This window comes from Nonomuraea sp. SYSU D8015 (genome assembly GCF_008065375.1).
Taxonomy (GTDB): domain Bacteria; phylum Actinomycetota; class Actinomycetes; order Streptosporangiales; family Streptosporangiaceae; genus Nonomuraea.
Genome location: NZ_VJYI01000001.1, coordinates 240,091 through 261,616, shown reverse-complemented (window position 1 = coordinate 261,616; position 21,526 = coordinate 240,091). Strand labels below are relative to the sequence as shown.

At 70.6% G+C, this 21,526-nt stretch carries 24 protein-coding genes; 8 read left to right on the top strand and 16 right to left on the bottom strand.

What is annotated here, in order from left to right; genetic code table 11:
* Positions 1-94: 94 nt before the first annotated feature.
* Positions 95-760 carry a potassium channel family protein gene (locus tag ID574_RS03075; protein ID WP_188187209.1) on the top strand — a complete coding sequence of 222 codons (666 nt, stop codon included), beginning with the start codon at positions 95-97 and terminating at the stop codon, positions 758-760.
* Positions 760-1,419 (top strand): potassium channel family protein, encoded by a 660-nt coding sequence (locus tag ID574_RS03070; protein WP_188187208.1) that lies wholly within the window; start codon positions 760-762, stop codon positions 1,417-1,419. Before ID574_RS03075 ends, ID574_RS03070 begins: the two co-directional genes overlap by 1 nt.
* Positions 1,420-1,438: 19 nt before the next feature.
* Here ID574_RS03070 and ID574_RS03065 read toward each other — a convergent pair whose 3' ends face one another.
* Positions 1,439-2,011 (bottom strand): hypothetical protein, encoded by a 573-nt coding sequence (locus ID574_RS03065; protein WP_188187207.1) that lies wholly within the window; start codon positions 2,009-2,011, stop codon positions 1,439-1,441.
* Between the two features lie 157 nt (positions 2,012-2,168).
* Here ID574_RS03065 and ID574_RS03060 point away from each other — a divergent pair, with 157 nt between their 5' ends.
* Both ID574_RS03060 and ID574_RS03055 read left to right on the top strand, forming a co-directional pair.
* Entirely contained in the window at positions 2,169-2,648 is a 480-nt protein-coding gene (locus ID574_RS03060; RefSeq protein ID WP_188187206.1) for a GbsR/MarR family transcriptional regulator, read from the top strand.
* The gene (locus tag ID574_RS03055; RefSeq protein ID WP_188187205.1) at positions 2,645-3,442 is read left to right on the top strand and encodes a class I SAM-dependent methyltransferase; all 798 of its coding nucleotides are present in this window, start codon (positions 2,645-2,647) and stop codon (positions 3,440-3,442) included. Before ID574_RS03060 ends, ID574_RS03055 begins: the two co-directional genes overlap by 4 nt.
* Before the next feature lie 127 nt (positions 3,443-3,569).
* Here the strand turns inward: ID574_RS03055 and ID574_RS03050 are convergent, their stop codons facing one another.
* The gene (locus ID574_RS03050) at positions 3,570-4,481 is read right to left on the bottom strand and encodes a helix-turn-helix domain-containing protein (protein ID WP_188187204.1); all 912 of its coding nucleotides are present in this window, start codon (positions 4,479-4,481) and stop codon (positions 3,570-3,572) included.
* Positions 4,482-4,707: 226 nt separating this feature from the next.
* On the opposite strand from ID574_RS03050, the gene ID574_RS03045 reads away from it, so the two are divergent.
* Positions 4,708-5,559 carry a zinc-binding dehydrogenase gene (locus tag ID574_RS03045; RefSeq protein ID WP_188187203.1) on the top strand — a complete coding sequence of 284 codons (852 nt, stop codon included), beginning with the start codon at positions 4,708-4,710 and terminating at the stop codon, positions 5,557-5,559.
* A gap of 48 nt (positions 5,560-5,607) precedes the next feature.
* On the opposite strand, the gene ID574_RS03040 is transcribed toward ID574_RS03045, so the two are convergent.
* The 3 genes from ID574_RS03040 to ID574_RS03030 are packed head-to-tail and all read right to left on the bottom strand — an operon-like array spanning position 5,608 to position 6,826.
* Positions 5,608-5,955, bottom strand: coding sequence for a hypothetical protein (locus ID574_RS03040; protein ID WP_188187202.1), 348 nt, complete (start codon positions 5,953-5,955; stop codon positions 5,608-5,610).
* Positions 5,952-6,395, bottom strand: coding sequence for a hypothetical protein (locus ID574_RS03035; RefSeq protein WP_188187201.1), 444 nt, complete (start codon positions 6,393-6,395; stop codon positions 5,952-5,954). Before ID574_RS03035 ends, ID574_RS03040 begins: the two co-directional genes overlap by 4 nt.
* Positions 6,392-6,826, bottom strand: coding sequence for a PadR family transcriptional regulator (locus ID574_RS03030; RefSeq protein ID WP_223166314.1), 435 nt, complete (start codon positions 6,824-6,826; stop codon positions 6,392-6,394). Before ID574_RS03030 ends, ID574_RS03035 begins: the two co-directional genes overlap by 4 nt.
* Positions 6,827-6,928: 102 nt before the next feature.
* Here ID574_RS03030 and ID574_RS03025 point away from each other — a divergent pair, with 102 nt between their 5' ends.
* Positions 6,929-8,647 carry an HAD-IIB family hydrolase gene (locus tag ID574_RS03025; RefSeq protein WP_188187200.1) on the top strand — a complete coding sequence of 573 codons (1,719 nt, stop codon included), beginning with the start codon at positions 6,929-6,931 and terminating at the stop codon, positions 8,645-8,647.
* Between the two features lie 25 nt (positions 8,648-8,672).
* Here the strand turns inward: ID574_RS03025 and ID574_RS03020 are convergent, their stop codons facing one another.
* The 8 genes from ID574_RS03020 to ID574_RS02985 all read right to left on the bottom strand — a co-directional run bounded on the left by ID574_RS03020 (position 8,673) and on the right by ID574_RS02985 (position 14,700).
* Positions 8,673-8,867: a hypothetical protein gene (locus tag ID574_RS03020; protein ID WP_188187199.1), complete on the bottom strand. Its 195-nt coding sequence runs from the start codon at positions 8,865-8,867 to the stop codon at positions 8,673-8,675.
* 314 nt (positions 8,868-9,181) lie between these two features.
* Complete coding sequence (locus ID574_RS03015) at positions 9,182-9,850, bottom strand: DUF3159 domain-containing protein (protein ID WP_223166313.1); 669 nt, start codon at positions 9,848-9,850, stop codon at positions 9,182-9,184.
* Between the two features lie 4 nt (positions 9,851-9,854).
* Positions 9,855-10,061 (bottom strand): OB-fold nucleic acid binding domain-containing protein, encoded by a 207-nt coding sequence (locus ID574_RS62665; protein ID WP_223166312.1) that lies wholly within the window; start codon positions 10,059-10,061, stop codon positions 9,855-9,857.
* Between the two features lie 209 nt (positions 10,062-10,270).
* Complete coding sequence (locus ID574_RS03005; RefSeq protein WP_223166311.1) at positions 10,271-10,909, bottom strand: DUF3710 domain-containing protein; 639 nt, start codon at positions 10,907-10,909, stop codon at positions 10,271-10,273.
* 57 nt (positions 10,910-10,966) lie between these two features.
* The gene (gene dut, locus ID574_RS03000; RefSeq protein ID WP_188187197.1) at positions 10,967-11,407 is read right to left on the bottom strand and encodes a dUTP diphosphatase; all 441 of its coding nucleotides are present in this window, start codon (positions 11,405-11,407) and stop codon (positions 10,967-10,969) included.
* Positions 11,404-11,958 carry a PaaI family thioesterase gene (locus tag ID574_RS02995; protein WP_188187196.1) on the bottom strand — a complete coding sequence of 185 codons (555 nt, stop codon included), beginning with the start codon at positions 11,956-11,958 and terminating at the stop codon, positions 11,404-11,406. The genes dut and ID574_RS02995 overlap by 4 nt, the downstream gene beginning before the upstream one ends.
* 11 nt (positions 11,959-11,969) lie before the next feature.
* A complete protein-coding gene (locus tag ID574_RS02990) occupies positions 11,970-13,325 on the bottom strand; it encodes an AI-2E family transporter (protein WP_223166310.1) in 1,356 nt (451 codons plus the stop codon).
* A gap of 139 nt (positions 13,326-13,464) precedes the next feature.
* A complete protein-coding gene (locus ID574_RS02985; RefSeq protein WP_223166309.1) occupies positions 13,465-14,700 on the bottom strand; it encodes an MFS transporter in 1,236 nt (411 codons plus the stop codon).
* Between the two features lie 57 nt (positions 14,701-14,757).
* Here ID574_RS02985 and ID574_RS02980 point away from each other — a divergent pair, with 57 nt between their 5' ends.
* The gene (locus ID574_RS02980) at positions 14,758-15,273 is read left to right on the top strand and encodes an ArsR/SmtB family transcription factor (protein WP_188187195.1); all 516 of its coding nucleotides are present in this window, start codon (positions 14,758-14,760) and stop codon (positions 15,271-15,273) included.
* Positions 15,274-15,280: 7 nt separating this feature from the next.
* Here ID574_RS02980 and valS read toward each other — a convergent pair whose 3' ends face one another.
* A complete protein-coding gene (gene valS, locus ID574_RS02975) occupies positions 15,281-17,758 on the bottom strand; it encodes a valine--tRNA ligase (RefSeq protein WP_188187194.1) in 2,478 nt (825 codons plus the stop codon).
* Between the two features lie 108 nt (positions 17,759-17,866).
* Between valS and ID574_RS02970 the strand changes: the two genes are divergently transcribed.
* A complete protein-coding gene (locus tag ID574_RS02970) occupies positions 17,867-18,151 on the top strand; it encodes a DUF4235 domain-containing protein (RefSeq protein WP_188187193.1) in 285 nt (94 codons plus the stop codon).
* On the opposite strand, the gene ID574_RS02965 is transcribed toward ID574_RS02970, so the two are convergent.
* Positions 18,084-19,517: an alpha,alpha-trehalose-phosphate synthase (UDP-forming) gene (locus tag ID574_RS02965; RefSeq protein WP_188187192.1), complete on the bottom strand. Its 1,434-nt coding sequence runs from the start codon at positions 19,515-19,517 to the stop codon at positions 18,084-18,086. The genes ID574_RS02970 and ID574_RS02965 overlap by 68 nt on opposite strands.
* 260 nt (positions 19,518-19,777) lie before the next feature.
* Positions 19,778-21,316: an FAD-dependent monooxygenase gene (locus ID574_RS02960; RefSeq protein WP_188187191.1), complete on the bottom strand. Its 1,539-nt coding sequence runs from the start codon at positions 21,314-21,316 to the stop codon at positions 19,778-19,780.
* Positions 21,317-21,526: the final 210 nt, after the last annotated feature.

Genomic DNA, 21,526 nt, shown 5'->3' with positions numbered 1-21,526 from the left:
ATGCTAGCCCCATAAGCAGGGGCTAAACGAGGTGAGCCCCACCTGGGTCCATACTGGTGTCGAGCAACCGGCCGACCGCGAGATGCGGGGGGATATGCATATAGTGATCATGGGATGTGGCCGGGTGGGATCGACCCTCGCGCACATCCTCGAAGACAGCGGCCATTCCGTCGCCATCATCGACCGCGACCCGCAGGCGTTCCGCCGGCTGCGTGCCGGGTTCCGCGGGCGTCGGGTGACGGGCATCGGCTTCGATCGCGATGTGCTCACGGAGGCCGGCATCGAGTCCGCGGCGGCGTACGTCGCCGTCTCCAGCGGCGACAACTCCAACATCATCTCCGCCCGCGTGGCGCGCGAGACGTTCGGCGTGGACAACGTGGTGGCCCGCATCTACGACCCCCGCCGGGCCGAGGTCTACCAGCGGCTGGGCATTCCGACGGTGGCCACCGTGCGCTGGACCGCCGACCAGATCCTGCGCCGCATCCTGCCCGAGGGCGCCGAGCCGCTGTGGCGCGACCCCACCGGCACGGTCGTCCTGGCCGAGGTCACCGTCAACCCGGGCTGGATCGGCACCCGCGTCGTCGACCTGGAGCGCCGGGTCAGGACGCGCGCCGCCTTCATCAACCGCATGGGCGAGGCCCTGACCATCACGGAGGACTCCGTGGTGCAGGAGGGCGACATCCTCCACGTCATGGCCGCCGAGAACGACATGGACCGGATCAACAAGGTGCTCGCCGCGGCACCGGAAGAGGACCAGTGATGCGCGTCGCCATCGCCGGAGCGGGGGCCGTCGGCCGTTCCATCGCGGCCGAGCTCCTGGAGAACGGCCACGAGGTCCTGCTCATCGACATCGACCCCAAGGCCATCAAGATCGACAGCGTGCCGCGGGCGGAGTGGCTGCTCGCCGACGCCTGCGAGATCGCCTCGCTCGACGAGGCCGGGCTCAACAACTGCCACGTCGTGGTCGCCTCCTCCGGCGACGACAAGGTCAACCTGGTGGTGTCGCTCCTCGCCAAGACCGAGTACGGCGTGCCGCGCGTGGTGGCCCGCATCAACCACCCCAACAACGAGTGGCTGTTCAACGAGTCGTGGGGCGTGGACGTGGCCGTCTCGACCCCGCGTCTGCTGAGCGCGCTGGTGGAGGAGGCGGTGAGCGTCGGCGACCTGGTCCGCCTGATGACCTTCCGCCAGGGCCAGGCCAACCTGGTGGAGCTGACGCTGGCGGAGGACGCGCCGGTCGTCGGTCAGCGGGCCGGCTCGGTGCCGTGGCCGGTTGACGCGGCACTGGTGGCGATCCTGCGGGAGGGCCGGGTGCTGGTGCCGACCGCGGACGATCCGCTGGAGGCCGGGGACGAGCTGCTGTTCGTGGCCAACCAGGAGGTCGAGCAGGAACTGGCCCATTTGCTCTCCCAACACTAGGAGCGGTACGCCAGGATGCTCACCCGGCCGGCGTCAGCACCCGCATGCCGTCCGGCCCCATCTGAATCGTCGTCTCGCCCTTGATGGGCTTTGCGAGGCGGATGACCGCACGCTTGCCGTCGATGCGGACCAAAGTCAGCGAAATGCCGTTGAGGTTCGCCGATCCCGCCGGCCCCGGATGGGTGTAGGCATAAGCGCCGGACGCCAGGTCGAAGACCACCTGGTTTTTGCGGACGCTCTTCACCGCCAGGTCGGCGAAGCCGGCCTTGCGGAAGGCGCGGGCGTCGAAGCGGATGACGTCGCCGGCCTTGACCTCGACCTCGCACCTGGCGTCCGAGCAGGCGGCCAGGCGCCTGCCGTCCTTGGGCTTCCGCGGCGCGGGGCTCCCGCTCGGCGGGGTCGCGGACGGTGTGCTCGACGGCGTCTCCGCGGGCGTTGCCGAGGACGCGGAAGGGGAGGCGGAGGCGCGGGCGGCGGGTGCGGCCGTCGTGGCCGGCGTCGCGTCGCCGCAGGACGTGAGCAGCAGCGCCACCGCCGGAGCGAGCGCCGTCCAGGCAGCGCGGCGGCCCTTCGGGCAACGTGCTTGGTGCATGAGCTTCCCCCTCCACCAGGAGTCCGAGCGGTTCCCGCAACCTAACGTCGTCCGGCCGGGACCGGTCCCGGCCAGGCTCCACGTGGGCTTGCCCGCTCGTTCATCGAGTCCATATAGTTCAGTCAAGAATGAACTGGATGAACTCAGGGAGAGCCGCATGGCGGACCCGGACGATCAGGAGCTGCTCGCGTACGTGGAGGACGTGGCAGGGCTGTTCGCCCGGGACGGGCTGCCGCTGATCACCGGGCGGATCATCGGCTGGCTGATGGTGTGCGACCCGCCCGAGCAGTCGGCCCAGCAGATCGGGCAGGCGATCCAGGCGAGCAAGGCCTCCTTGAGCACGAACATGCGGGTGCTGACCGAGAGCGGTTTCGTCCGGACCATCACCCGTCCCGGCGATCGCGTCACCTATTACCGGATCGACGACGACGCCTGGCTGCAGATCACACGCCGGCGGCTCGCGGCCCTGAGCGGCTTCCGCGACGTCACGGCGAAGGGCCTGAGGCTGCTGGGCGAGGACTCGCCGAGGGCGCGCAGGGTGCGCGACGCCCACGAGATGTTCTCGTGGCTGGATCGGGAGCTGACGCCGTTGTGGGACCGATGGGCGGAGATGAGGCACAAGGAGAAGGAGCCATGATGATCATGCTCACGGCCGAACAGGAGACCCTGCTCATCCCGCTGTACAGCAAGGCCACGATGAAGCAGATCATCGACGATCCGACGGCGGCGGCCATCGTCGAGCAGGTCGACTATGACTTCGCCGCCCTCCGCCAGCCGTGGGTGACCAGGGCGACCCTGGCGATGCGCGCCAGGAAGCTGGATCAGTGCGTCCGCGAGCACCCGGCTCCGCTGGTCATCCACTTGGGCTGCGGCCTGGACGCCCGCGCCGACCGGGTGGCCCCCGCCGCCGGAACGCTCTGGTACGACGTCGATTTCCCCGAGGTCATCGAGTTACGCCGGCGGTTCTATCGGGAGACCGGCACCCGGCGCATGATCGGCTCCTCGGTCACCGACCACTTCTGGATGGACCGGATCGAGGGCGACGGCCCAGCTGTGATCATCGCGGAGGGGCTGCTCATGTATCTCCGCGAGGCGGAGGTCAAAGAGCTGGTGAAAGCCCTGCGTCACCGTTTCCCCGGAAGCCTGCTGGCGTTCGACGCCTTCACCACGTTCGTCGCCCGGCGCATCGCGCGCCATCCCTCGTTGCGGAAGACCGGTGCTCAGGTGCGCTGGGGCATCGACGATCCCCTGGAGATCACTCGCTGGGCGCCCGGCGTGGAGCTGACCGGGGAGTGGACGCTCGCCGACCCCACCTCCCTGAGCGCGCTCGGCCCGCTACGCCGCCTGCAGCTCAAAGCCATGTTCGCCCTCCCCGCCGCCAAGCGGGCCCACCGCATCCTCCGCTACCGGCTGGGCCCCGGCGGAAGCTGAGCCCCGGCACCACCGCCGACGCCTCAGTCCGTTCTTCCGGGACGAGAACCCGGTTGTGTCGTTCATTTGCGACAGTGCGACAGCTCCAGAAAGAGCGCCCATGCGGTCACACCATGGATGCGGGATCTTAGGACGTATCGGGCTTGCCGGTCGTGTCGGGGGAGCGGGTGGTCGCGTCGCGCGCCCGGTCGTCGTGGGGCCGAGATGTTGCGGCCCAGCTGGCCAGGAGGCGGAGTTTGTCTTCGGACTCGCTGCCCGGTTCGGTGCCGTAGGCCACCAGGGTGAGACCGTCGGCGGCCAGTTCCAGGGATTCGTAGGTGAGGTGGAGGTCGCCGACGACGGGATGGTGGAGGGGCTTGGCGCCCCGGTGATGCTGGCGGACGTCGTGGCGGGCCCAGCGCGTGCGGAAGTCGTCGCTGCGGCTGGACAACTCCCCGATGAGGTCGGTGAGGGTCTTGTCGTAGGGGTCGCGGCCGACCTGGGCATGCAGGAGGGCGACGGTCTCGTTGGCGGCGCGTTCCCAGTCGCCCCAGAACTGGCGGGATCGGGCGTCGAGGAAGATGAACCGGGCGTGGTTGGGGGTGGCGCCGCGGGCAGCGTCCAGCATGGGGGCGTACAGGGCGCGGCCGAGGGCGTTGATGGCCAGGACGTCAACGCGGCCGTTCATCACGAAGGCGGGGCAGGTCATGGAGTCCAGCAGCCGCTGCACTTGGGGCCGCACGGTGTGCGGGGCGGGGCGGCGCCGACGGCGCGGGCCGGGTCCGGCGGCGCGGGCCAGATCCTCCAGGTGGGTGCGTTCTTCGTCGTTGAGCCGCAGCGCGCGGGCCAGGCCGTCCAGGACGCTGTCCGACACACCCGCCAGGTCGCCGCGTTCCAGGCGCGAGTAGTACTCCACGCTGACCCCGGCGAGCTGGGCGACCTCGGCGCGGCGCAGGCCTGGCACCCGCCGGGTGCCGTAGGAGGGCAGCCCGGCCTGCTGCGGGCTGATCCTGGCGCGACGGGAGGACAGGAACTCACGGATCTGACTGCGGTTGTCCACCTTTCCCAGGTTAGGCGGCCTTCCCCCGGGCAGGGGTGCCCTGACAGTACACCTCTCAGCAGTGCCTTTCACATCGTCTGACCAGCGCTTTTGATGGTAGGGGCCACCTCACCGGCTCGGATCGCGATGATCGGGAACCGGAGGCCCGGCCAGGCTCGCGACGGCTTCACGCCTGGCCTGTCCGCGGGGCGGGCCGTGAGGACGAGAATCCGAAGGAGTGAAGGCTATGCGTGGTGTGGTGATGCACGCTCTCGGCGACGTCCGGGTGCAGCACCTCGACGACCCGCAGATCATCGAGCCGACCGATGCGATCATCCGCGTCACGGCGACCTGCGTGTGCGGGTCGGACCTGTGGCCCTACCGCGGCATCGAGAAGGTCCACGACCAGCCGATGGGCCATGAATACGTCGGCGGGATCCCCTACGCCGACGGCACCCTGGTCGCCACGCCGGGCATGCCCGACGCGGATTTGATCCCCAGCCTGCTGGCGGCCTCCGACGTCCTGGGCACCGGCTGGTTCGGCGCGGTGGCCGCTGAGTCCGGCCCTGGCAAGACGGTCGCAGTGGTCGGCGACGGCGCGGTCGGCCTGCTGGCGGTTCTGGCCGCCAAGCAGCTCGGCGCCGAGCGGATCATCGCCATGAGCCGCCACGAGACCCGCCAGAAGCTGGCCACCGAGTTCGGCGCCACCGACATCGTCACCGAGCGCGGCGACGAGGGTGTCGCCAAGATCAAGGAACTGACCGGCGGGCTGGGCGCACACTCGGTGGTCGAGGCGGTCGGCACCCAGGAATCGATGCAGCAGGCCATCGGTTCCGCCCGCCCGGGCGGCCACGTCGGCTTCGTGGGCGTCAACCACGACGTCAGCCTCAGCGGGGAGGACCTGTTCTTCTCCCAGGTGCGCCTGCTCGGCGGGCCGGCCCCGGTGCACCGGTTTCTGCCCGAGCTGATCGACCTGATCTGGCAGCGGAAGATCAACCCCGGCAAGGTCTTCGACCTCACCCTGCCCCTGGAGCAGGCCGCCGAAGGCTACAAGGCCATGGACGAACGCCGCGCCATCAAGGCTCTGCTGCGCCCGTGATCTGGCGGGACCCCGCAAGCACGCCGGTTCGCCCCCGACAGCCGCGGGTCAACCGTCGGCTGGGCTGGACGTCGCTTCGCCCGTTCTCGCCAGCCACGCCGTGAGCCCCAGCACCACCGCCGACACCGTGCCCAGTGCCGCCAGGTTGGTCAGATCCCCGGCTCCGGGCAGTCCGCCGGCGAACACGAGCAGCAGCGGCACCAGTGCCACCGCCGTACGACGTCCGACCGGGGAGCGCAACGCCATCACCAGGGCCGTCACCAGGAAGAGCACGATCGCCGCCGCCGAGACCAGAGGGGCGGCGACCACGGCGGCGAAGGCGGCGGCCGACCAGGCCAGAAGCCGGCGGGTGCCGAGAGGGCCGGGGCCTGGTGACGGCGCGAGGGTCAGCATCACGGCGCACAGAGCGATGGGCAGCATGGCGAGGCCCGCGGCCGTCCGAGCCACGCCAGCAACGCGACCAGCCCGTACGGCAGGGCGAAGACGACCAGTTCCAGCAGTTGCAACGCCTCCTCCCGCACGAACGCCGGCAGGGCCCTCCCCGTGTAAGCGGCGGCACGGAACAGCAGGCCGATGAAGAGCGCGATCGGCGCGATGAGGGCCGCGAGGTTCACGGCGTCATGCCACTGGCGGCGCGCCTCCGGCTTGACGGCGCGGTGCAGCCGGATCGCCAAACCGCCGCGCAGCACGTCGAACGCGTCTCGGGCGGTCGGCCGCCGCTGCCCCGGGGACGAGCCGGCGAGCAGCACCGCGATCATCTCCTCCTCGTGCCGCGCCCGGTGCTCCTTCGGATAGCTCGTCAGCAGCCTGCGGTAACGCCGCTCCAACGGGGTCACGTGGCGTCCCCCAGACGTGCGCGCGGAGCCGAGCCGGGCGGGGTGCGAAGCCCCGGACGAGTCTGCGCGGGCAGGAGGCGAAGCCGCAGGCGCGTGGCGAGTGCCGGTCCGGGCCGGGCGCGGAGACGCCGCGTGGCGGTGTCGGCGTTGCGCCGCAGGCGCTCCGCCTCGGCGGACAGCCGAGCCTCACCTTCGGAGGTCAGCCGGTAGTAGCGCCGCACCCGGCCGTCCACGATCTCCTCACGCTCCGCCTCGACCAGGCCCTCCCCTTGGAGCCGGTCGAGCGCGGCGTACAGCGTTCCGGCCCGCAGTCGCACGCTCTCGCCGGAGATCCGCAGAACGTCCGTGATGATGCCGTAGCCGTGCTGAGGGCCGGCCGCCAGCGCCGTCAGGATCAGGAACGTGGGTTCCTGCATCGATCTAGATGCCATGCCCGATATGTACCGATGATCTATCTATAGCGCAACCTGATCCGGAGACCAAGGTCACACCGTCACGCCGGATGCGGGCCCTCTGGCGGGTAAGGGAGGACCATGCGCTACAACGTTCTGGCCTGCGACTACGACGAAACCCTGGCCAGGCGCGGCCAGGTGACCGATGAGACGATCAAGGCGCTGGAAAGGCTCTCGCGCGCCGGGGTCAAGCTGCTCCTGGTGACCGGCCGCGAGCTCGACGACCTCCTCGCCGTCTTCCCGCACCCGGGCCTGTTCGACCTCATCGTCGCCGAGAACGGCGGCCTGCTGTACGACCCGCGCCAGCGCACCGCCGACGCCCTGGCCGATCCCCCTCCGCCCGAGCTGGCGGAGCGGCTGCGGCGCGAAGGGGTCACCCCGCTGGGCGTGGGCCGGGTGCTGGTCGCCACGCGGGAGCCGTACGACGTGCACGTCCTGTGCGCCATCCGGGACCTGGGCCTGGAGGCGCAGGTGATCTACAACAAGGGCGCCGTCATGGTGCTGCCGCCGGGGGTGAACAAGGCCAGCGGGCTGGCGGCCGCGCTGGAGCGGCTGGCGCTGTCACCCCGCAGTGTGGTGGCGGTGGGCGACGGGGAGAACGACCACGCCTTCCTGTCCGCCGCCGAGTGCGGGGCGGCCGTGGCCAACGCGTTGCCCGCGCTCAAGGACGCCTGCGACCTGCCGCTCGCCGGTGAGGCGGGCGAGGGGGTGGCGGAGCTGGCGGAGAGGCTGCTGTCCGGCGACCTGGACGGCGTGGCGGTCCCGCGCCGGCACGTTCTGCTGGGGCGCACGGACGAGGAGGAGGTACGGCTGCCGCCGTACGGCGTCGGCCTGCTGGTCGCCGGGCCGTCGGGCAGCGGGAAGTCCACGGTCACCACGGCGCTGCTGGAACGGCTCTGCGGCCACGGATACCAGTGCGCGATCGTCGATCCGGAGGGCGACTACGCCGAGTACCCGGGCCTCACGGTCCTGGGCGATCCCGATCGGGTGCCGGGCGTGGCGGAGGTGCTCCACGTGCTGGAGCAGCCGGAGCAGAGCGTGGTGATCAATCTGATCGGGCTGCAACTCCGCGACCGGCCCGCTTACTTCGCCGAGCTGCTGCCCCGGCTGACGAGCCTGCGGGCCAAGCTCGGGCATCCGCACTGGCTGATCGTGGACGAGGCCCATCACCTGATGCCGGCCGAGGTGCGGAACGTGCCGCTCCCGGATGCCGGCGACATCGGCGCGCTGCTGATGATCACGGTGCATCCCGACGCGATGAGCCAGGGCGCGTTGCGGCTGGTGACCGGCACGGTCGCGGTGGGCAAGGATCCGGAGGGCACGCTGGCGGCGTTCGCGGGCGCCCTCGGCCACGGCGTTCCCGCGCTGGAGGGGGCGGGCGACCTCGCGCTGTGGCACGTCGGCGACCCCACGGCGCGGCGGCTGACGCTGGAGCCGGCCCGGGTGGAGCGTACGCGGCACCGCCGCAAGTACGCGGCCGGCACCATGGCCAAGGACAAGAGCTTCTACTTCACCGGCCCGGACGAGCGGCTGCGTCTGCGCGCCCGCAACCTGCACACCTTCGTCGAGCTGGCCGAGGGTGTGGACGACGACACCTGGCTGCACCACCTGCGGCGAGGCGACTACTCCGCCTGGATCAGGGAATGCCTGGGGGACGCCGACCTGGCGAACGAGGTGGCGGCACTGGAGGACGACGGCTCCCCACAGGAGAGCAGGGCCCGTATGGCCGCCCTCATCGGCGAGCGCTACACGCTGCCCGCCGAACCCACCGACTTCGACCCCGACCACGACGACCGCTGACTGCCGGGAGTCCTCGCGAGGACGGTCAGGGGAAGTCCGCCTCCGCCAGGCACCCCCTCATCGGATCGTCCGGGCCCTCGTTCTCGGCCATCACCTCGCCGTTCACCGTAATCCGGCAGGTGAGGGTTCCCCGAGGCGCGTTCGGGCTGCTCGCGTCCAGCATCAGGTAGTGAATGCCCCCGTGGTCGACCTTCACTTCCTGTCTGAACGGCAGTTCCACCCATTTCGCGCTCGTCTTGTAGCGTCGCCGACGTTGTACGTGAAATGGGCCTGGTCGATACCACCGTTCCCGATCACCTCGAAGACCACGTCGCCGGACTGGACCCCCCAGCAGACTGCTGAGGAACGGTAAGGGGTTTCGCGATGTCCGCCCGCCGGCCCGGAAGGTGAGCTGACCGGTGAAAGACCTGGTCACTGAGGGCGCGGCGGAACGATCGGCGGGCCCTCGTCACGGCGACCGATGGCGCGAAGGGCCGGCGGCGCGGCCCTTCGCGGGGCGGAAAGTGTCCGGTAAATGGCCGGCCGCTGAGGCCGTCAGGCCGGGGCGACCGGGTTGATGGGGGTGCGGCCGCGGCCGAGAACCCAGACCATCGCGGCGAGCGCGGCCACCTGGAGCGGCCATCCCATCACGATCTTGGCGACGCCGAGCGCCGCCACCGCTTGGTCCCCGCCCCCGAACAGGTAGACGGGCCCCTGCACCGCCACCCTGACCGCGCACGGCAGCATGAGCAGCCAGGTCAGGCGCGTGCAGAGCTTCACGATGCCGGGGTCTCTGCGCCAGGCGGTCGGGTCGCCCGTGACCGAGCCGATCAGGAAGCCGACGACCGGCCACCGGGTGACGATCGACAGGAGCATGCCCACCATGTAGACGGCGTTCCACAGGATGCCGGGCAGAAAATAGTCTTTCGCGTCACCCGTGCGGCTGGCGAAGAACGCGCCGATCGCGATGCCGATCAAGCTGTTGATCACGAACTGCGGCGTGGACCGCTGCACGATCCGGACCAGCAGCAGCAGGACCGCCAGCGAGATGCTGACGATGAGCGACAGCTTCAGGTCCTCGGTGGAGATCCAGGACACCGTGAACGCGATCGTCGGGATCGCCGCCTCGATGATGCCGCGCACCCCGCCCAGCGCCTTGGCGAGCTGCGCTCGCACCGCCGCCTCCACGGTGTCGTGGGCGACCTCTTCCGCCTCAGCACTCACCTGATCAACTCCCTGGCCGCAGCTCGTAACGCGGATTGAACATCACCTTGCGCCCGTCCTGAACGCTGACGAGCCCTTCCGCCTTGACCGTGCGGCCTGGTTCGATGCCCACGATCTTGCGGCGGCCGAGCCAGACCAGGTCGATCACGTCGGACCCGTCGTAGAGCTCGGCCTCGAGAGCGGGGGCGCCGCCCCTCGGGCGCAACGTCACCGTACGTAGCGTACCCGCCACGCAGAAGCGTCGGCGGCCGCCACACGACGCGATCGGCGTCGCGCCGACCTCGTCGGCGTCTTCTCGCAGCTCCTGGGCCTCGATTTCGGACTGAGGGGATGCCAGCCGACTGAAGAACCCGCGCAATCCTCCGCGTTTGGGAGGCTCTGCCGTACTCATGATGAATCAGCCTATGCGAATGTCAGCTTTCAGCGAATCTCGCTGATTTCCGGCCCTCTCTTGAAGGGGTTGAAGCCGGGCCGATCCTCGGGCCTGTCACTCGCCTTCTCGTTGGGGCGGCGCAGCGGGATGGGCTCCTCGCGGGCCATAGGCTCGTCGCCGCGCACGACCACGACGTCCTTGATGAACTCGACGAACGCCCCCGAGACGGCCTCGTCGTGCGTCCCCTTGCCGGAGATCACCACGAGCAGGAACCAGCGCGGGCCGTCGATGCCGAGGTAGCGGGCCGGCCTGACGCCGCCGTCGGCCTTGATCTCGCCGACCAGCTCCGTGCCGAACGGCCCCTCCCGCTCCTCCAGGTCTTTCGCCTGGGCCCGGATCTTGGTCTTGACCTCGTCCCACAGGCCCGAGCTCCGCGGCGCGGCCAGGGCCTGCAGCTGGAGCGTGCTCTCCTCGTAGATGACGACGACGCCGACGTGCTGGTCTCCCATCGAGGCCAGCCGTACGTCGAAGTCGGGGTTGTGCGGCAGCCGCAGGCCGCCGAGATCGATCCTGTCATGGTCCGGATGGGGCTCGTCGGCGTCCCATGGGCCGGACTCGCGCATGGGGGCGGCGGGCTCCTGCTCGGCCACCGGTTCCGGCTGCTCACGACGACGACGTCGGAACACTTTTCTCACTCTCCCTGCTCACCGTTGCTCGTCTTCAGGCTTCCTGCAGCCGTGCGGTCAGCGCCCCGTGGATCCGAAGCCGTTGGCGCCGCGTACCGAGCCGGGCAGGCGCTCGACCTCGTAGAAGGCCGCGCGCTCGACCCGCTGGATCACCAGTTGTGCCACGCGGTCGCCGCGCCGGAGCCGGAACGGCTCCTTGGCGTCCGTGTTGATCAGCGTCACCTTGATCTCGCCCCGGTAGCCGGCGTCGACCGTGCCGGGCGCGTTGACCATCGTGATCCCGTGTCTCGCCGCCAGCCCCGAACGCGGGTGGACGAACGCCGCATAGCCATCGGGAAGGGCGATCGCCACGCCGGTGCCGATCACGGCCCGCTCACCCGGCAGCAGCTCGACGTCTTCGGCCGCGTAGAGGTCGGCGCCCGCGTCTCCCGGATGGGCGTAGGACGGCATCGGCAGCTCGGCGTCGAGCCGGTGGATGAGGACCTCGACGTTGCTCAAGGGTTCACCTCGTAGTCCTGGTGTTGTGCGGCGATGGCGGCCAGGTCGCCGTGCTTGGCGAAGTGTTCCATGTCCACCTCGATGAACAACGCCGCCGCGCGGACGGCGACCGGTCCGTCGGGGGCGCCGATGCGCCCCTCAGCCTCAAGGTACGCCTTCCTGCCCGCGATGCCGTTGCACCAGGCGCGAAGGTGGAGTGTCGTGCCCACGGGAACGGGAAGGAGGTAGTCGGTCTCCAGCCGTCCCGTGACATAAGGCTTGTGGAAGAGGTAGACGGACATTCCGATGACCTCGTCCATGGCGGCGGCCAGCACGCCGCCGTGCGCCAGCATCGGGGCGCCCTGGTGCGCCTCCCCCACCGTGAACTCGGCCTCGACGGTGGCGCCGTCCGGCGTCCTGGCCGCCAAATGCAGGCCGGTCGGGTGGCCGGTGCCGCAGCCGAAGCAGTGGGTGTAGTGGGAGCCCAGCCGGGTGCCTGGCGGCGGCGCGCCGGGGTGCGCCGCGGGCACGGCGGCGTCCGGCGGCGGGGTGGTGAGGGAGGAACGGGTCACGGGTGACGAGGTTACTCCGTGTCCACGCCCCGCCGGTCTTCGGTCCTCGTCCCGCTCTCCGCGGCGGATCCGCCCGCTGTGGACGGTCCGCTCCCCGCTGACGGCCCATCTGCCGCGGGGGGCGTGGCCTCACCGGCGTCGGACTCGGAGCCGCGCCCGGAACGAGGCTCAGGGCGCGAGCCGCGGCCGGGCTCAGGGCCCGCACCGGCATGAGGCTCAGGGCCGACGCCGGCGGCCGGCTCAGGGCCGGGCTCGGGCGGCGGGGGCTCCCCGTCGTGCGGCAACTCCTCGGCGTCCGGCGGGCCCGGCAGGGCGGGCGGCTCGTGCCTGAGCTCCGGCAGCGCCCGGTAGAGCACCGCCGCCACCGGCACCGCCACGGCGGCCCCGGCGATGCCCGCCATGATGCCCCCGATGGACAGCACCAGGATGATCGCCAGCGGATGGAAGTTGAGCGCCCGCCCCACGATCAGCGGCTGCAGCACGTGGTTTTCCAGCTGCTGCTCGACGATGAGGATCCCGAGGAAGACCAGCGCGAGCACCGGCCCCTGCGAGCCCAGCGTGACGAGCGTGGCGACCGTGCCGGCGAAGAAGATGCCGACGATGGGGATGAAGCTGGCCAGGAAGATCAGCACCGCCAGCGGCGCCCACAGGGGCACCCCCATGCCGGCCAGCACGATGCCCATGATCAGCCCGTGCACGGCGGCCACGGCCACGGTGCCCTGCACGTAGTGGGAGAGCGTGGTCCACGCGGCCCGCCCCGCCCGGTCCACGCGCGGCGCCACCCCGCCGAACCCCTTCAGGAACCACGCCCAGATCCGGTCGCCGTCCTTGAGCAGGAAGAACGTCACGAACAGCAGGAGCACGATGGACGCGAGCACCTCGACGGCCACCGCGCCGGCACTCAGCACGGTGCCCGCGATCGCCTGGCGCTGCGTGTCGATCATCTTGGCGAACTCGTCGACGTAGCCGGTGATCTGCGCCTGCTGGAGGTGCAGCGGCCCGGTGATCAGCCAGTCCTGCACCTCGCGGGCGGTCGCCTGCACCTGCCTGACGAGGCCGGGGAACTCCTCCGTGGCCCGCGCCCCGACCAGCCAGCCGGTGCCGACGAGCACGGCGAGCGCCACCAGCATGGTGATCCAGGTGGCGTAGATCGGCCGCATGCCCGCCTGCCGCAGGCTGTTGGTCAGCGGGAACAGCAGCGCGGTCAGCAGCAGCGCGATCGCCACCGGCAGCGCCACGAACGTCAGCCTGGCGACGATCAGGGCGAAGAAGTAGACGACCACGCCGACGAGGATCAGGCACACGCACCAGGCGGCCATTCTGGCCAGCACGGGCGGCACGAGCTTGGTTGGGCGGTCGGGAAGCACGTGTTCAAGACTGGCACGTCCGGGCCGCGGATGCGCGCTGATAATCGCGTGCCGGTCCCACAACGCCAAGATCGTGCCTGGAGAGGCAACGGGCCGGCGGCGGACGGCCGAAGAAGATCTTCCCTACCGGGGTGCGCGACTACTGACCGGCACTCGCCGAGCGCATGGGCAGCTCGCGCATCGTGCGCAGCGGCGAGGTGTACAGCCACAGGAACGCCAGGCAGGACCCGACGGCGGCGACCAGCAGCGTGTTCCTGACCCCGATCGCCTCGCCCAGCACGCCGCCGAGCAGCCCGCCCAGCGGCAGGGTGCCCCAGACGAGGAAGCGGACGGTGGCGTTCATCCGGCCGAGCATCGGCTCGGGTGTGATGGCCTGCCGGAAGCTGAGCTGCGTGACGTTGTAGACCACCACCCCTGCCCCGACGAGGAACTCGAACAGCACGAAGAGTCCCAGTCGCCAGTCCGCCTCCAGCCACGGCAGCACGAACGTCAACGGCGCCGGCACGGCGAGGCTCAGCCACATCGCCGGCCCCTGCCCGAGCCGGCGGGCCAGCCTCGCGTTGACCAGCGCGCCGGTGACCCCGCCGAGCCCGCTCGCGGCCGTGAGCAGCCCGATCGCGCCCGCGCCCAGGCCGAGGTGCCTGGCCAGCAGGAGCAGGGTCAAGGGCTGCGACATGGCCACGAAGAAGTTGGCCGTGGCGGTGCAGCCCGCGATGCGGCGCAGCAGCGGCTGCCCGGCGACGAACCTGACACCTTCGGCGATCTCCTTGCCCAGGTGGGCGCGGCGCGGCTCCGGCCGCGGCTCCGCCTTGCGGATCGCCGCCAGGCACAGCGCCGACCAGGCGAATCCGGCCACGGTGACGGCCAGGGCGAACGGCGCGGTGAGGAGCTGGATCAGGTAGCCGCCGGCTCCGGGGCCGCCGACCTGTGCCACCGTGCGTACGACCTCCAGCGCCGAATTGCCCTCGACGAGCCGCTCGCGCTCGACCAGGTGCGGCAGGTAGCTCTGGTACCCGATGTCGAAGAACAAGGTGAGCACGCCGAGCGCGAGCGCGACCGCGTACAACTGGTGGATCGTGAGCACGTCCAGCCACCACGCCACGGGCACCGAGACCAGCGCCAGTGCCCGCCCCCAGTCGCTGACGACCATGACGACGCGCTTGCGCAGCCGGTCCACGACGGCTCCGGCGGGCAGCCCCAGCACCACGAACGCCAGCGTCTGACAGGCGGCCAGCGCACCCACCTCGAACTCCGAGACCCGCAGCGCCGACACGGCGACCAGCGGCAGTGCCAGCAGGAGGACCTGCGCGCCCGCCTGGCTGGCAGTGTCGGCGAGGAAGAGTCTCCGGAAGTCGCGATCGCGCAGCAGGCTCACGGGCACGACACTGCCCGACCGATTGAGATAAGTCAATCGGTTGTAGGGTGACCTGCCATGGGCACCCAACGCCGCCCCGCCACCGAAGCGGAGGCCCGCGCCCTGGCCTCCGCCATCCGGCTGCGCATCCTGCGGCTCTGCCTCGACCAGGCGCTGACCAACAAGGAGATCGCCGGGCGGCTCGGCGCCAACCCGGCCACCACCCTGCACCACGTGCGCAAACTGGTCGACACGGGTTTCCTGGCCGCCCAGCCGAGCCGCCCCGGGCCGCGCGGCTCCACCGAGATCCCCTACCGGGCCACCGGCAAGTCCTGGGAGATGGACATCCGCGAGAGCGGCGTGAGCGGCGCCAACGCGGCGATGCTCGACGCCTTCCTCGAGGAGATCAGGATGACCGACCTCGAGGAGGGCAACTTCACCCGGCTGGGGCTCAGGCTCACCGTCGAAGGGCTGGCGGAGCTGCAGCGACGGCTGGAAGAGGTGTTCGACGACTTCCGCGAGCGGCCGGCGCCCGACGGAGAGGCGTACTCGTTGTTCGTCGCCCTCCATCGCGACACCGGCCGCGACGCGTGACCCCTCGTCAGCCCAGGTGGACCTCGACCTTCAGCACGTCGCCGTGGTCGAGCACGAACTCCTCGACGTTGCCGGCCCCGCACAGGTCGTCCTGCGCCTGCCGCACGAGCTCGACCTCGGGCCCGGTGACGGTCAGCCGGGAGACCTCGGCCCGCATCGACAGCTTGGCCTCCGACTTGGCCTTGCGCACGCGGCCGAGCACCTCGGAGGCCACGGACAGCACCGCAGGGTCGCCCGGGCCGCGGTCGACGGCCGGCCACGGCGCGAGGTGCACCGACCCCTCGTGCCACCAGGACCACACCTCTTCGGTCACGAAGGGCAGGAACGGCGCGAACAGCCGCAACAGCGTGTCGAGCGCCTGCCGCAACGCCGCGTGCGCCGAGGCCGACTCGGGGCCGGACTCGTACGCGCGGGCCTTGACCAGCTCCAGGTAGTCGTCGCAGAACGCCCAGAAGAAGCGCTCCACGGCCTCCAGTGCCCGGGTGTGGTCGTAGGCCTCGAACGCCTCGGTGGCCTCGCGCACCACGTCGGCCAGCGCCGCGAGCATCGACAGGTCGAGCGGCTCGGTGACGTCACCGTCGCTCTCGGCCAGGCCGAGCACGAACTTGGACGCGTTGAGGATCTTGATGGCGAGCCGCCGCCCGATCTTGAGCTGCCCGGGGTCGAACGCGGTGTCCACGCCGTAGCGGCCGCTCGCCGCCCAGTAGCGCACCGCGTCGGAGCCGTGCTGCTCCAGCAGGTCGAGCGGGGTGACCACGTTGCCCTTGGACTTGGACATCTTCTTGCGGTCGGGGTCGAGGATCCACCCCGAGATCGCGACGTCGCTCCACGGCACCTCGCCGAACTCGTAGTGCGACCTCACCACGGTCGAGAACAGCCAGGTGCGGATGATCTCGTGGGCCTGCGGCCGCAGATCGGCGGGGAAGACCCGCCGGTAGAGGTCGTCGTCGGTGCCCCACCGCCCCGCGATCTGCGGCGTCAGCGACGAGGTGGCCCAGGTGTCCATGACGTCCGGGTCGGCCATGAACCCGCCGGGCACGCCGCGCTGGTCCTCGGTGTAACCGGGCGGCACGTCGGAGGACGGGTCGATCGGCAGCATGTCCTCGGTCGGCACGATCGGCGCGTCGTGGACGGGCTGCCCGGACTCGTCGATCGGATACCAGACCGGGAACGGCACGCCGAAGAACCGCTGGCGGGAGATCAGCCAGTCGCCGGTGAGCCCCTCGACCCAGTTGTCGTAGCGCACCCGCATGTGCGGCGGGTGCCACACCAGCTCGCGCCCGCGCTCCAGCAGGCGCCGCCGCAGCTCCTCGTCGCGGCCGCCGTTACGGATGTACCACTGCCGGGTGGTGACGATTTCGAGGGGCTTGTCGCCCTTCTCGTAGAACTTCACCGTCCGCGTGACCGGCCGCGGGTCGCCGTCGAGGTCGCCGGACTGGCGCAGCAGCTCCACGATCCGCTCGCGCGCGCTGTGGACGGTCTTGCCCGCCAGCTCTTTGTACGGCTCCGGCTCCACGCCCTCGGGCGGCTCGGGCAGCAGCCGGCCGTCCCAGCCGATGACCGGCCGGGTGGACAGGCGCAGCTCCCGCCACCAGGTGACGTCGGTGATGTCGCCGAACGTGCAGATCATCGCGATGCCCGAGCCCTTGTCCGGCTCGGCCAGGTGGTGCGCCAGGACCGGCACCTCGACCCCGAACAGCGGCGTGAGCACCGACGTGCCGAACAGCTCCTGGTAGCGCTCGTCATTGGGGTGCGCGACCAGCGCCACGCACGCCGGGAGCAGCTCGGGCCGGGTCGTCTCGACCCAGACCGGCCCCTTCTCGCCGTAGAACGAGATGCGGTGGAAGGCGCCGGGCCACTCGCGGTCTTCCAGCTCGGCCTGCGCGACGGCGGTGCGGAACGAGACGTCCCAGAGCGTCGGCGCCTCGGCGAGGTAGGCCTCGCCGCGCAGCAGGTTGCGCAGGAACGCCCGCTGCGACACCGCCCGCGCCGCGTCGCCGATCGTGGTGTAGAGCAGCGACCAGTCGACCGACAGGCCGACCCGCCGCCACACCTCCTCGAACGCCTGCTCATCGATCGCGGTCAGCTTGTGGCACAGCTCCACGAAGTTGCGCCGCGAGATCGAGATCTCGCGTTTGCCGGGCTTCTCCGGTGGAACGAACTCCGGGTCGTAGGGCAGCGACGGGTCGCAGCGCACGCCGTAGACGTTCTGCACCCGCCGCTCGGTGGCCAGGCCGTTGTCGTCCCAGCCGATCGGGTAGAACACCGCTTTGCCGATCATCCGCTGGTAGCGGGCCATGATGTCGGTGTGGGTGAAGGAGAAGACATGACCGACGTGCAACGACCCGGACACGGTGGGCGGCGGCGTGTCGATCGAGTAGACCTGATCACGCGGCTTGGACCGGTCGAAGCGGTAGGTGCCGTCGGCCTCCCAGCGGGCTACCCATACCTGCTCCAGGCCGTCGAGGGTCGGCTTCTGGGGCATGGATGCATGGCGTAGTCGCTGTTGAGTCATGCCTCCTTATGGTACGGCTTCGACGGCCCCGCAAGCGGTACAGACTAGTGTTCGTTACATATGGGGAAGGAGATCGGGATGGCTGACGACAAGCCCGACGTGGCCTGGCGGATCATCGGCGGCCTCGTGGGTCTGGTGACCGGGTGGGCGATGAAGAAGCTCCTCGGGTTCGTCTGGGTGAAGGCGACCGGCAAGGAGCCGCCTGTCGACACAGAGTCACCCGAGGTCAGCATGGGTGAGGCGATCGGCTACGCCGTGCTCATGGGCGTCGGCATGTCGGTGGCGCAGATCGTGGTCAACCGGACCGCCAAGAAGCGCTACGACGCATGGAAGGCTCTGAAGCAGGTGACTCCAGGGCAGTGAGAAACTCGCTCGCCCAGCGGTCCACGTCGTAGGTGGCCACCCGGCGGCGCATCGTACGCATCCGCCGGGCCAGCTCGTGCGGCGTGGCCCGCATGGCGGCCACCATCTGCCTCTTGACGTCCTCGACGTCGTACGGATTGACCAGATAGGCCTGCCGCAGCTCGTCGGCGGCCCCCGCGAACTCACTCAGCACCAGCGCGCCGTGCAGGTCGTGATGGCAGGAGATGTACTCCTTGGCCACCAGGTTCATCCCGTCCCGCAGCGGGGTCACGACCATGACGTCGGCGGCGAGGTAGAGAGCGGCCAGCTCCTCGTGGTCGTAGGACTGGTGGAAATACCAGACCGGCTGGTAGCCGAGCTGCGCGTGCTCGCCGTTGATCCGCCCGACCTGCAGCTCGATGTCGTCGCGCAGCCGCCGGTATTCGTCCACCCGCTCCCTGCTCGGCGTGGCGATCTGCACGAACACCGCCTCGCCCGCCTCCAGCCGGTGGTCCTTGAGCAGCTCGCCGAACGCCTCCAGCCGCTGCCCGATGCCCTTGGTGTAGTCGAGCCGGTCCACGCCGAGCAGCACGTGCTCGGGGTCGCCGAGCTCCATCCTGATCTCCTTGGCCCGCGCCACGATGTTCGGGTCGCGCACCAGCGCGTCGAGCTGCCCGAAGTCCACGGAGATCGGGAACGCCTGCGTCCGCACCACCCGGTCGTCGAGGAAGATCTCATTCCCCTTGTACGGCAGCCCGAGCAGCCGCCGGCACAGCCTGCGGAAGTTCGAGGCGCCTCCGGGCAGCTGGAACCCCACGAGGTCGGCGCCGAGCAGCCCCTCGACGAGGTCCTTGCGCCACGGCAGCCGCCAGAACAGCTCGACCGGCGGGAACGGGATGTGCAGGAAGAACCCGATCCGCAGGTCCGGCCGGATCCTGCGCAGCATCGCGGGCACCAGCTGCAGCTGGTAGTCCTGCACCCAGACGACCGCGCCCTCCTCGGCGGCCTCGGCGGCGGCGTTGGCGAAGCGCTCGTTGACCTCGCGGTAGGCCTCCCACATCTCCCGCTCGAAGACCGGCGGCGCGACGACGTCGTGGTAGAGCGGCCACAGGGTGGCGTTGGAGAAGCCCTCGTAATAGAGCTCCACCTCGCGGGCCGACAGAGGGACGGGGATGAGGTTCATGCCGCCCTGCTCGAACGGCTCCAGCTTCTCGTCGGGCGCGCCATGCCAGCCCGCCCATGCGCCGTGGCGGCGCTGCATCACCGGCGCGATCGCGGTGACGAGCCCGCCGGGACTCCTCCGCCACGAGGCCGTTCCGTCAGGCTCGATCGTCCGGTCCACCGGCAGGCGGTTCGCGACGATCAGAAACGAGCTCCGGCCGGTCACCGATTCCCTCCTCCAGCCTGCCGGCCGCGCCCCCGGGCGCGGAGGGGGTATGTGGAGTCCCAGGACATGGTGTTCTCCTCATGACTTCGGTGCTCTGTTTGCACGGGGGCCGAGCCGGCGTGTAGTGGGCATGGAGCGGCAGCACGCGGACCCCGCCGGGCGCCGGCCAGGGCTGTGAACCGCGAACCGCTCGACCTCGGTTGGATGTCTTCGGCCCTCCGGACCGGAGTGGATGTCAAGCAGTCCTCCTCTTATGGGGGTCAAGTGTCAGGTGAGCCACCGAGGGCGCGGCTCACGGCGGCCGCCACCGACTCCGGCCCCGCATGGGGGACGATCGCGGCGATGTGGGAGTCGGGCCTGATGAGCCATGCCTCATCCGGCCCGGCGCCGAGCCTCTCAGCGAGCGAGCCAGTCCCATCCATCTCCGCGAGCCCGCGTACGGCGAGCGGCGCCGTAGTGACCTTGCCCAGGACCTGCACAAACAAACTCGAATCGCACATATCGCCCAACAGAAGCAGAAAACCGTCGCGACAGAACTCGCGCAAGCGCCCGCCCGGAAGGCTCATGTCGGGCAGGATCACGCCGGGCGCGGGCGGGCACAGCGCGCCCTTGGGCGGCCTGCCGGCGAAGGGACGCGTGGGCTCGGGTGTGGTCAGCGGCGAGTCGACGTACCAGAACGGCTCGGCGAAGCGGCCGGAGTCGACCTCGGCCACCAGCCCGCCCTCCAGCACGGCCCGCCGGTGCATGCGCTCCTCCACCGTCCGCGGCGCGAGGAAGCGCATGGTGGCGGCGGTGACCTCGAGGTTCTCCAGCGCGGCCGCGTGCCGCTCGACGTGGTACGACTCCAGCAGCTCCTCCCCCGCCCAGCCGTTGAGCACGAAGGCCAGCTTCCAGGCCGCGTTCTCGGCGTCGGGCACGCCGGAGTTGAGCCCGCGGGCGCCGAACGGGGCCACCACGTGGGCGGAGTCGCCCGCCAGCAGGACGCGGCCGACGCGCATGCGGGAGGCGATGCGGGAGTGGAAGCGGTACGTGCTGTACCAGAGCAACTCGTACGGCCGGTCACCGATGATCTGCCTGATTTTTCGCGAAATATCATCCTTTGTTGGTGTGAAGTCCGGTGCGATCTGCCAGTCGATCCTGAACGTGCCTCCCGGGCAGGGATGGATCAGCACCTGGCGGCCGGGGTTCCAGACGGGGTCGAAGTAGAAGCGGCGCTCGTTCTCCCAGCCGGGCAGGTCGGCCTTGATGTCGCAGATCAGGAACTGGTCGTCGAACGTCTCCCCGTCGAACGTCACGCCGAGCGCCTGGCGCACCTGCTGGGCCCTGGCCCCCGCGCAGACCACCGCGTACGGCGCCCGCAGCAGCCGCTGCCCGCAGTGCACGGTCACGCCGGAGGCGTCCTGAGTGATCCCGGTGACCTCGTGGCTCCAGCGGACCTCGATGAGCGGCTGGCCGGCGATGGCCTCGTCGAGGATCTCCTCGGTGCGGGCCTGCGAGATGTTCACGCACGCCGGGAGCGGCCCCTCGCGCTCGAACGTCCAGGAGAACAACTCGCGGCCGCGGTAGTAGGTGCGGGCCGTCGTCCACGCCAGCCCCTCCTCGGCCACCTTGCCCGCCCCCACGGCGGACCAGATGTCGAGCACGTCGCGCTGCTGGCAGATGGAGCGCGACCCGCCGGCGTCCCGCCCAGGCCGCCGGTCGAGCACCAGCACCTGAACGCCCCAGCGGGCCAGCAGCAACGCGGCGCTCTGCCCGACCGGGCCCGCGCCGATCACGATGACCTGCGGTCCGCCGTTCACGCCGGCCCCTCCGGGGTCTGCCTCTTCTCGCCGAGATCCGCCGACGAGGCGAACGGTGTGGCCATGGCTCTCCTCCCGTCACCACTCGTAGAATCCCTTTCCCGCTCTCGCGGCCCGGCTCTCCGGCGGCCACCCCGTCGCGCGGCCTCGGCGGCACGAATCGTCCCCGCGGCCCCGTCCGGCGCCCCACGCCAGGCCGCGTGGCGGCGG

Coding starts and splice junctions, on each gene's coding strand:
- ID574_RS03045 (WP_188187203.1), top strand. CDS start 4,708: ATGCGTGGTGTGGTGATGCACGCTCTCGGCGACGTCCGGGTGCAGCAC.
- ID574_RS03030 (WP_223166314.1), bottom strand. CDS start 6,826: ATGGCATCTAGATCGATGCAGGAACCCACGTTCCTGATCCTGACGGCG.
- ID574_RS02970 (WP_188187193.1), top strand. CDS start 17,867: ATGGCTGACGACAAGCCCGACGTGGCCTGGCGGATCATCGGCGGCCTC.
- ID574_RS02980 (WP_188187195.1), top strand. CDS start 14,758: ATGGGCACCCAACGCCGCCCCGCCACCGAAGCGGAGGCCCGCGCCCTG.
- ID574_RS03065 (WP_188187207.1), bottom strand. CDS start 2,011: ATGCACCAAGCACGTTGCCCGAAGGGCCGCCGCGCTGCCTGGACGGCG.
- ID574_RS03055 (WP_188187205.1), top strand. CDS start 2,645: ATGATGATCATGCTCACGGCCGAACAGGAGACCCTGCTCATCCCGCTG.
- ID574_RS03075 (WP_188187209.1), top strand. CDS start 95: ATGCATATAGTGATCATGGGATGTGGCCGGGTGGGATCGACCCTCGCG.
- ID574_RS03070 (WP_188187208.1), top strand. CDS start 760: ATGCGCGTCGCCATCGCCGGAGCGGGGGCCGTCGGCCGTTCCATCGCG.
- valS (WP_188187194.1), bottom strand. CDS start 17,758: ATGCCCCAGAAGCCGACCCTCGACGGCCTGGAGCAGGTATGGGTAGCC.
- ID574_RS03025 (WP_188187200.1), top strand. CDS start 6,929: ATGCGCTACAACGTTCTGGCCTGCGACTACGACGAAACCCTGGCCAGG.
- ID574_RS03060 (WP_188187206.1), top strand. CDS start 2,169: ATGGCGGACCCGGACGATCAGGAGCTGCTCGCGTACGTGGAGGACGTG.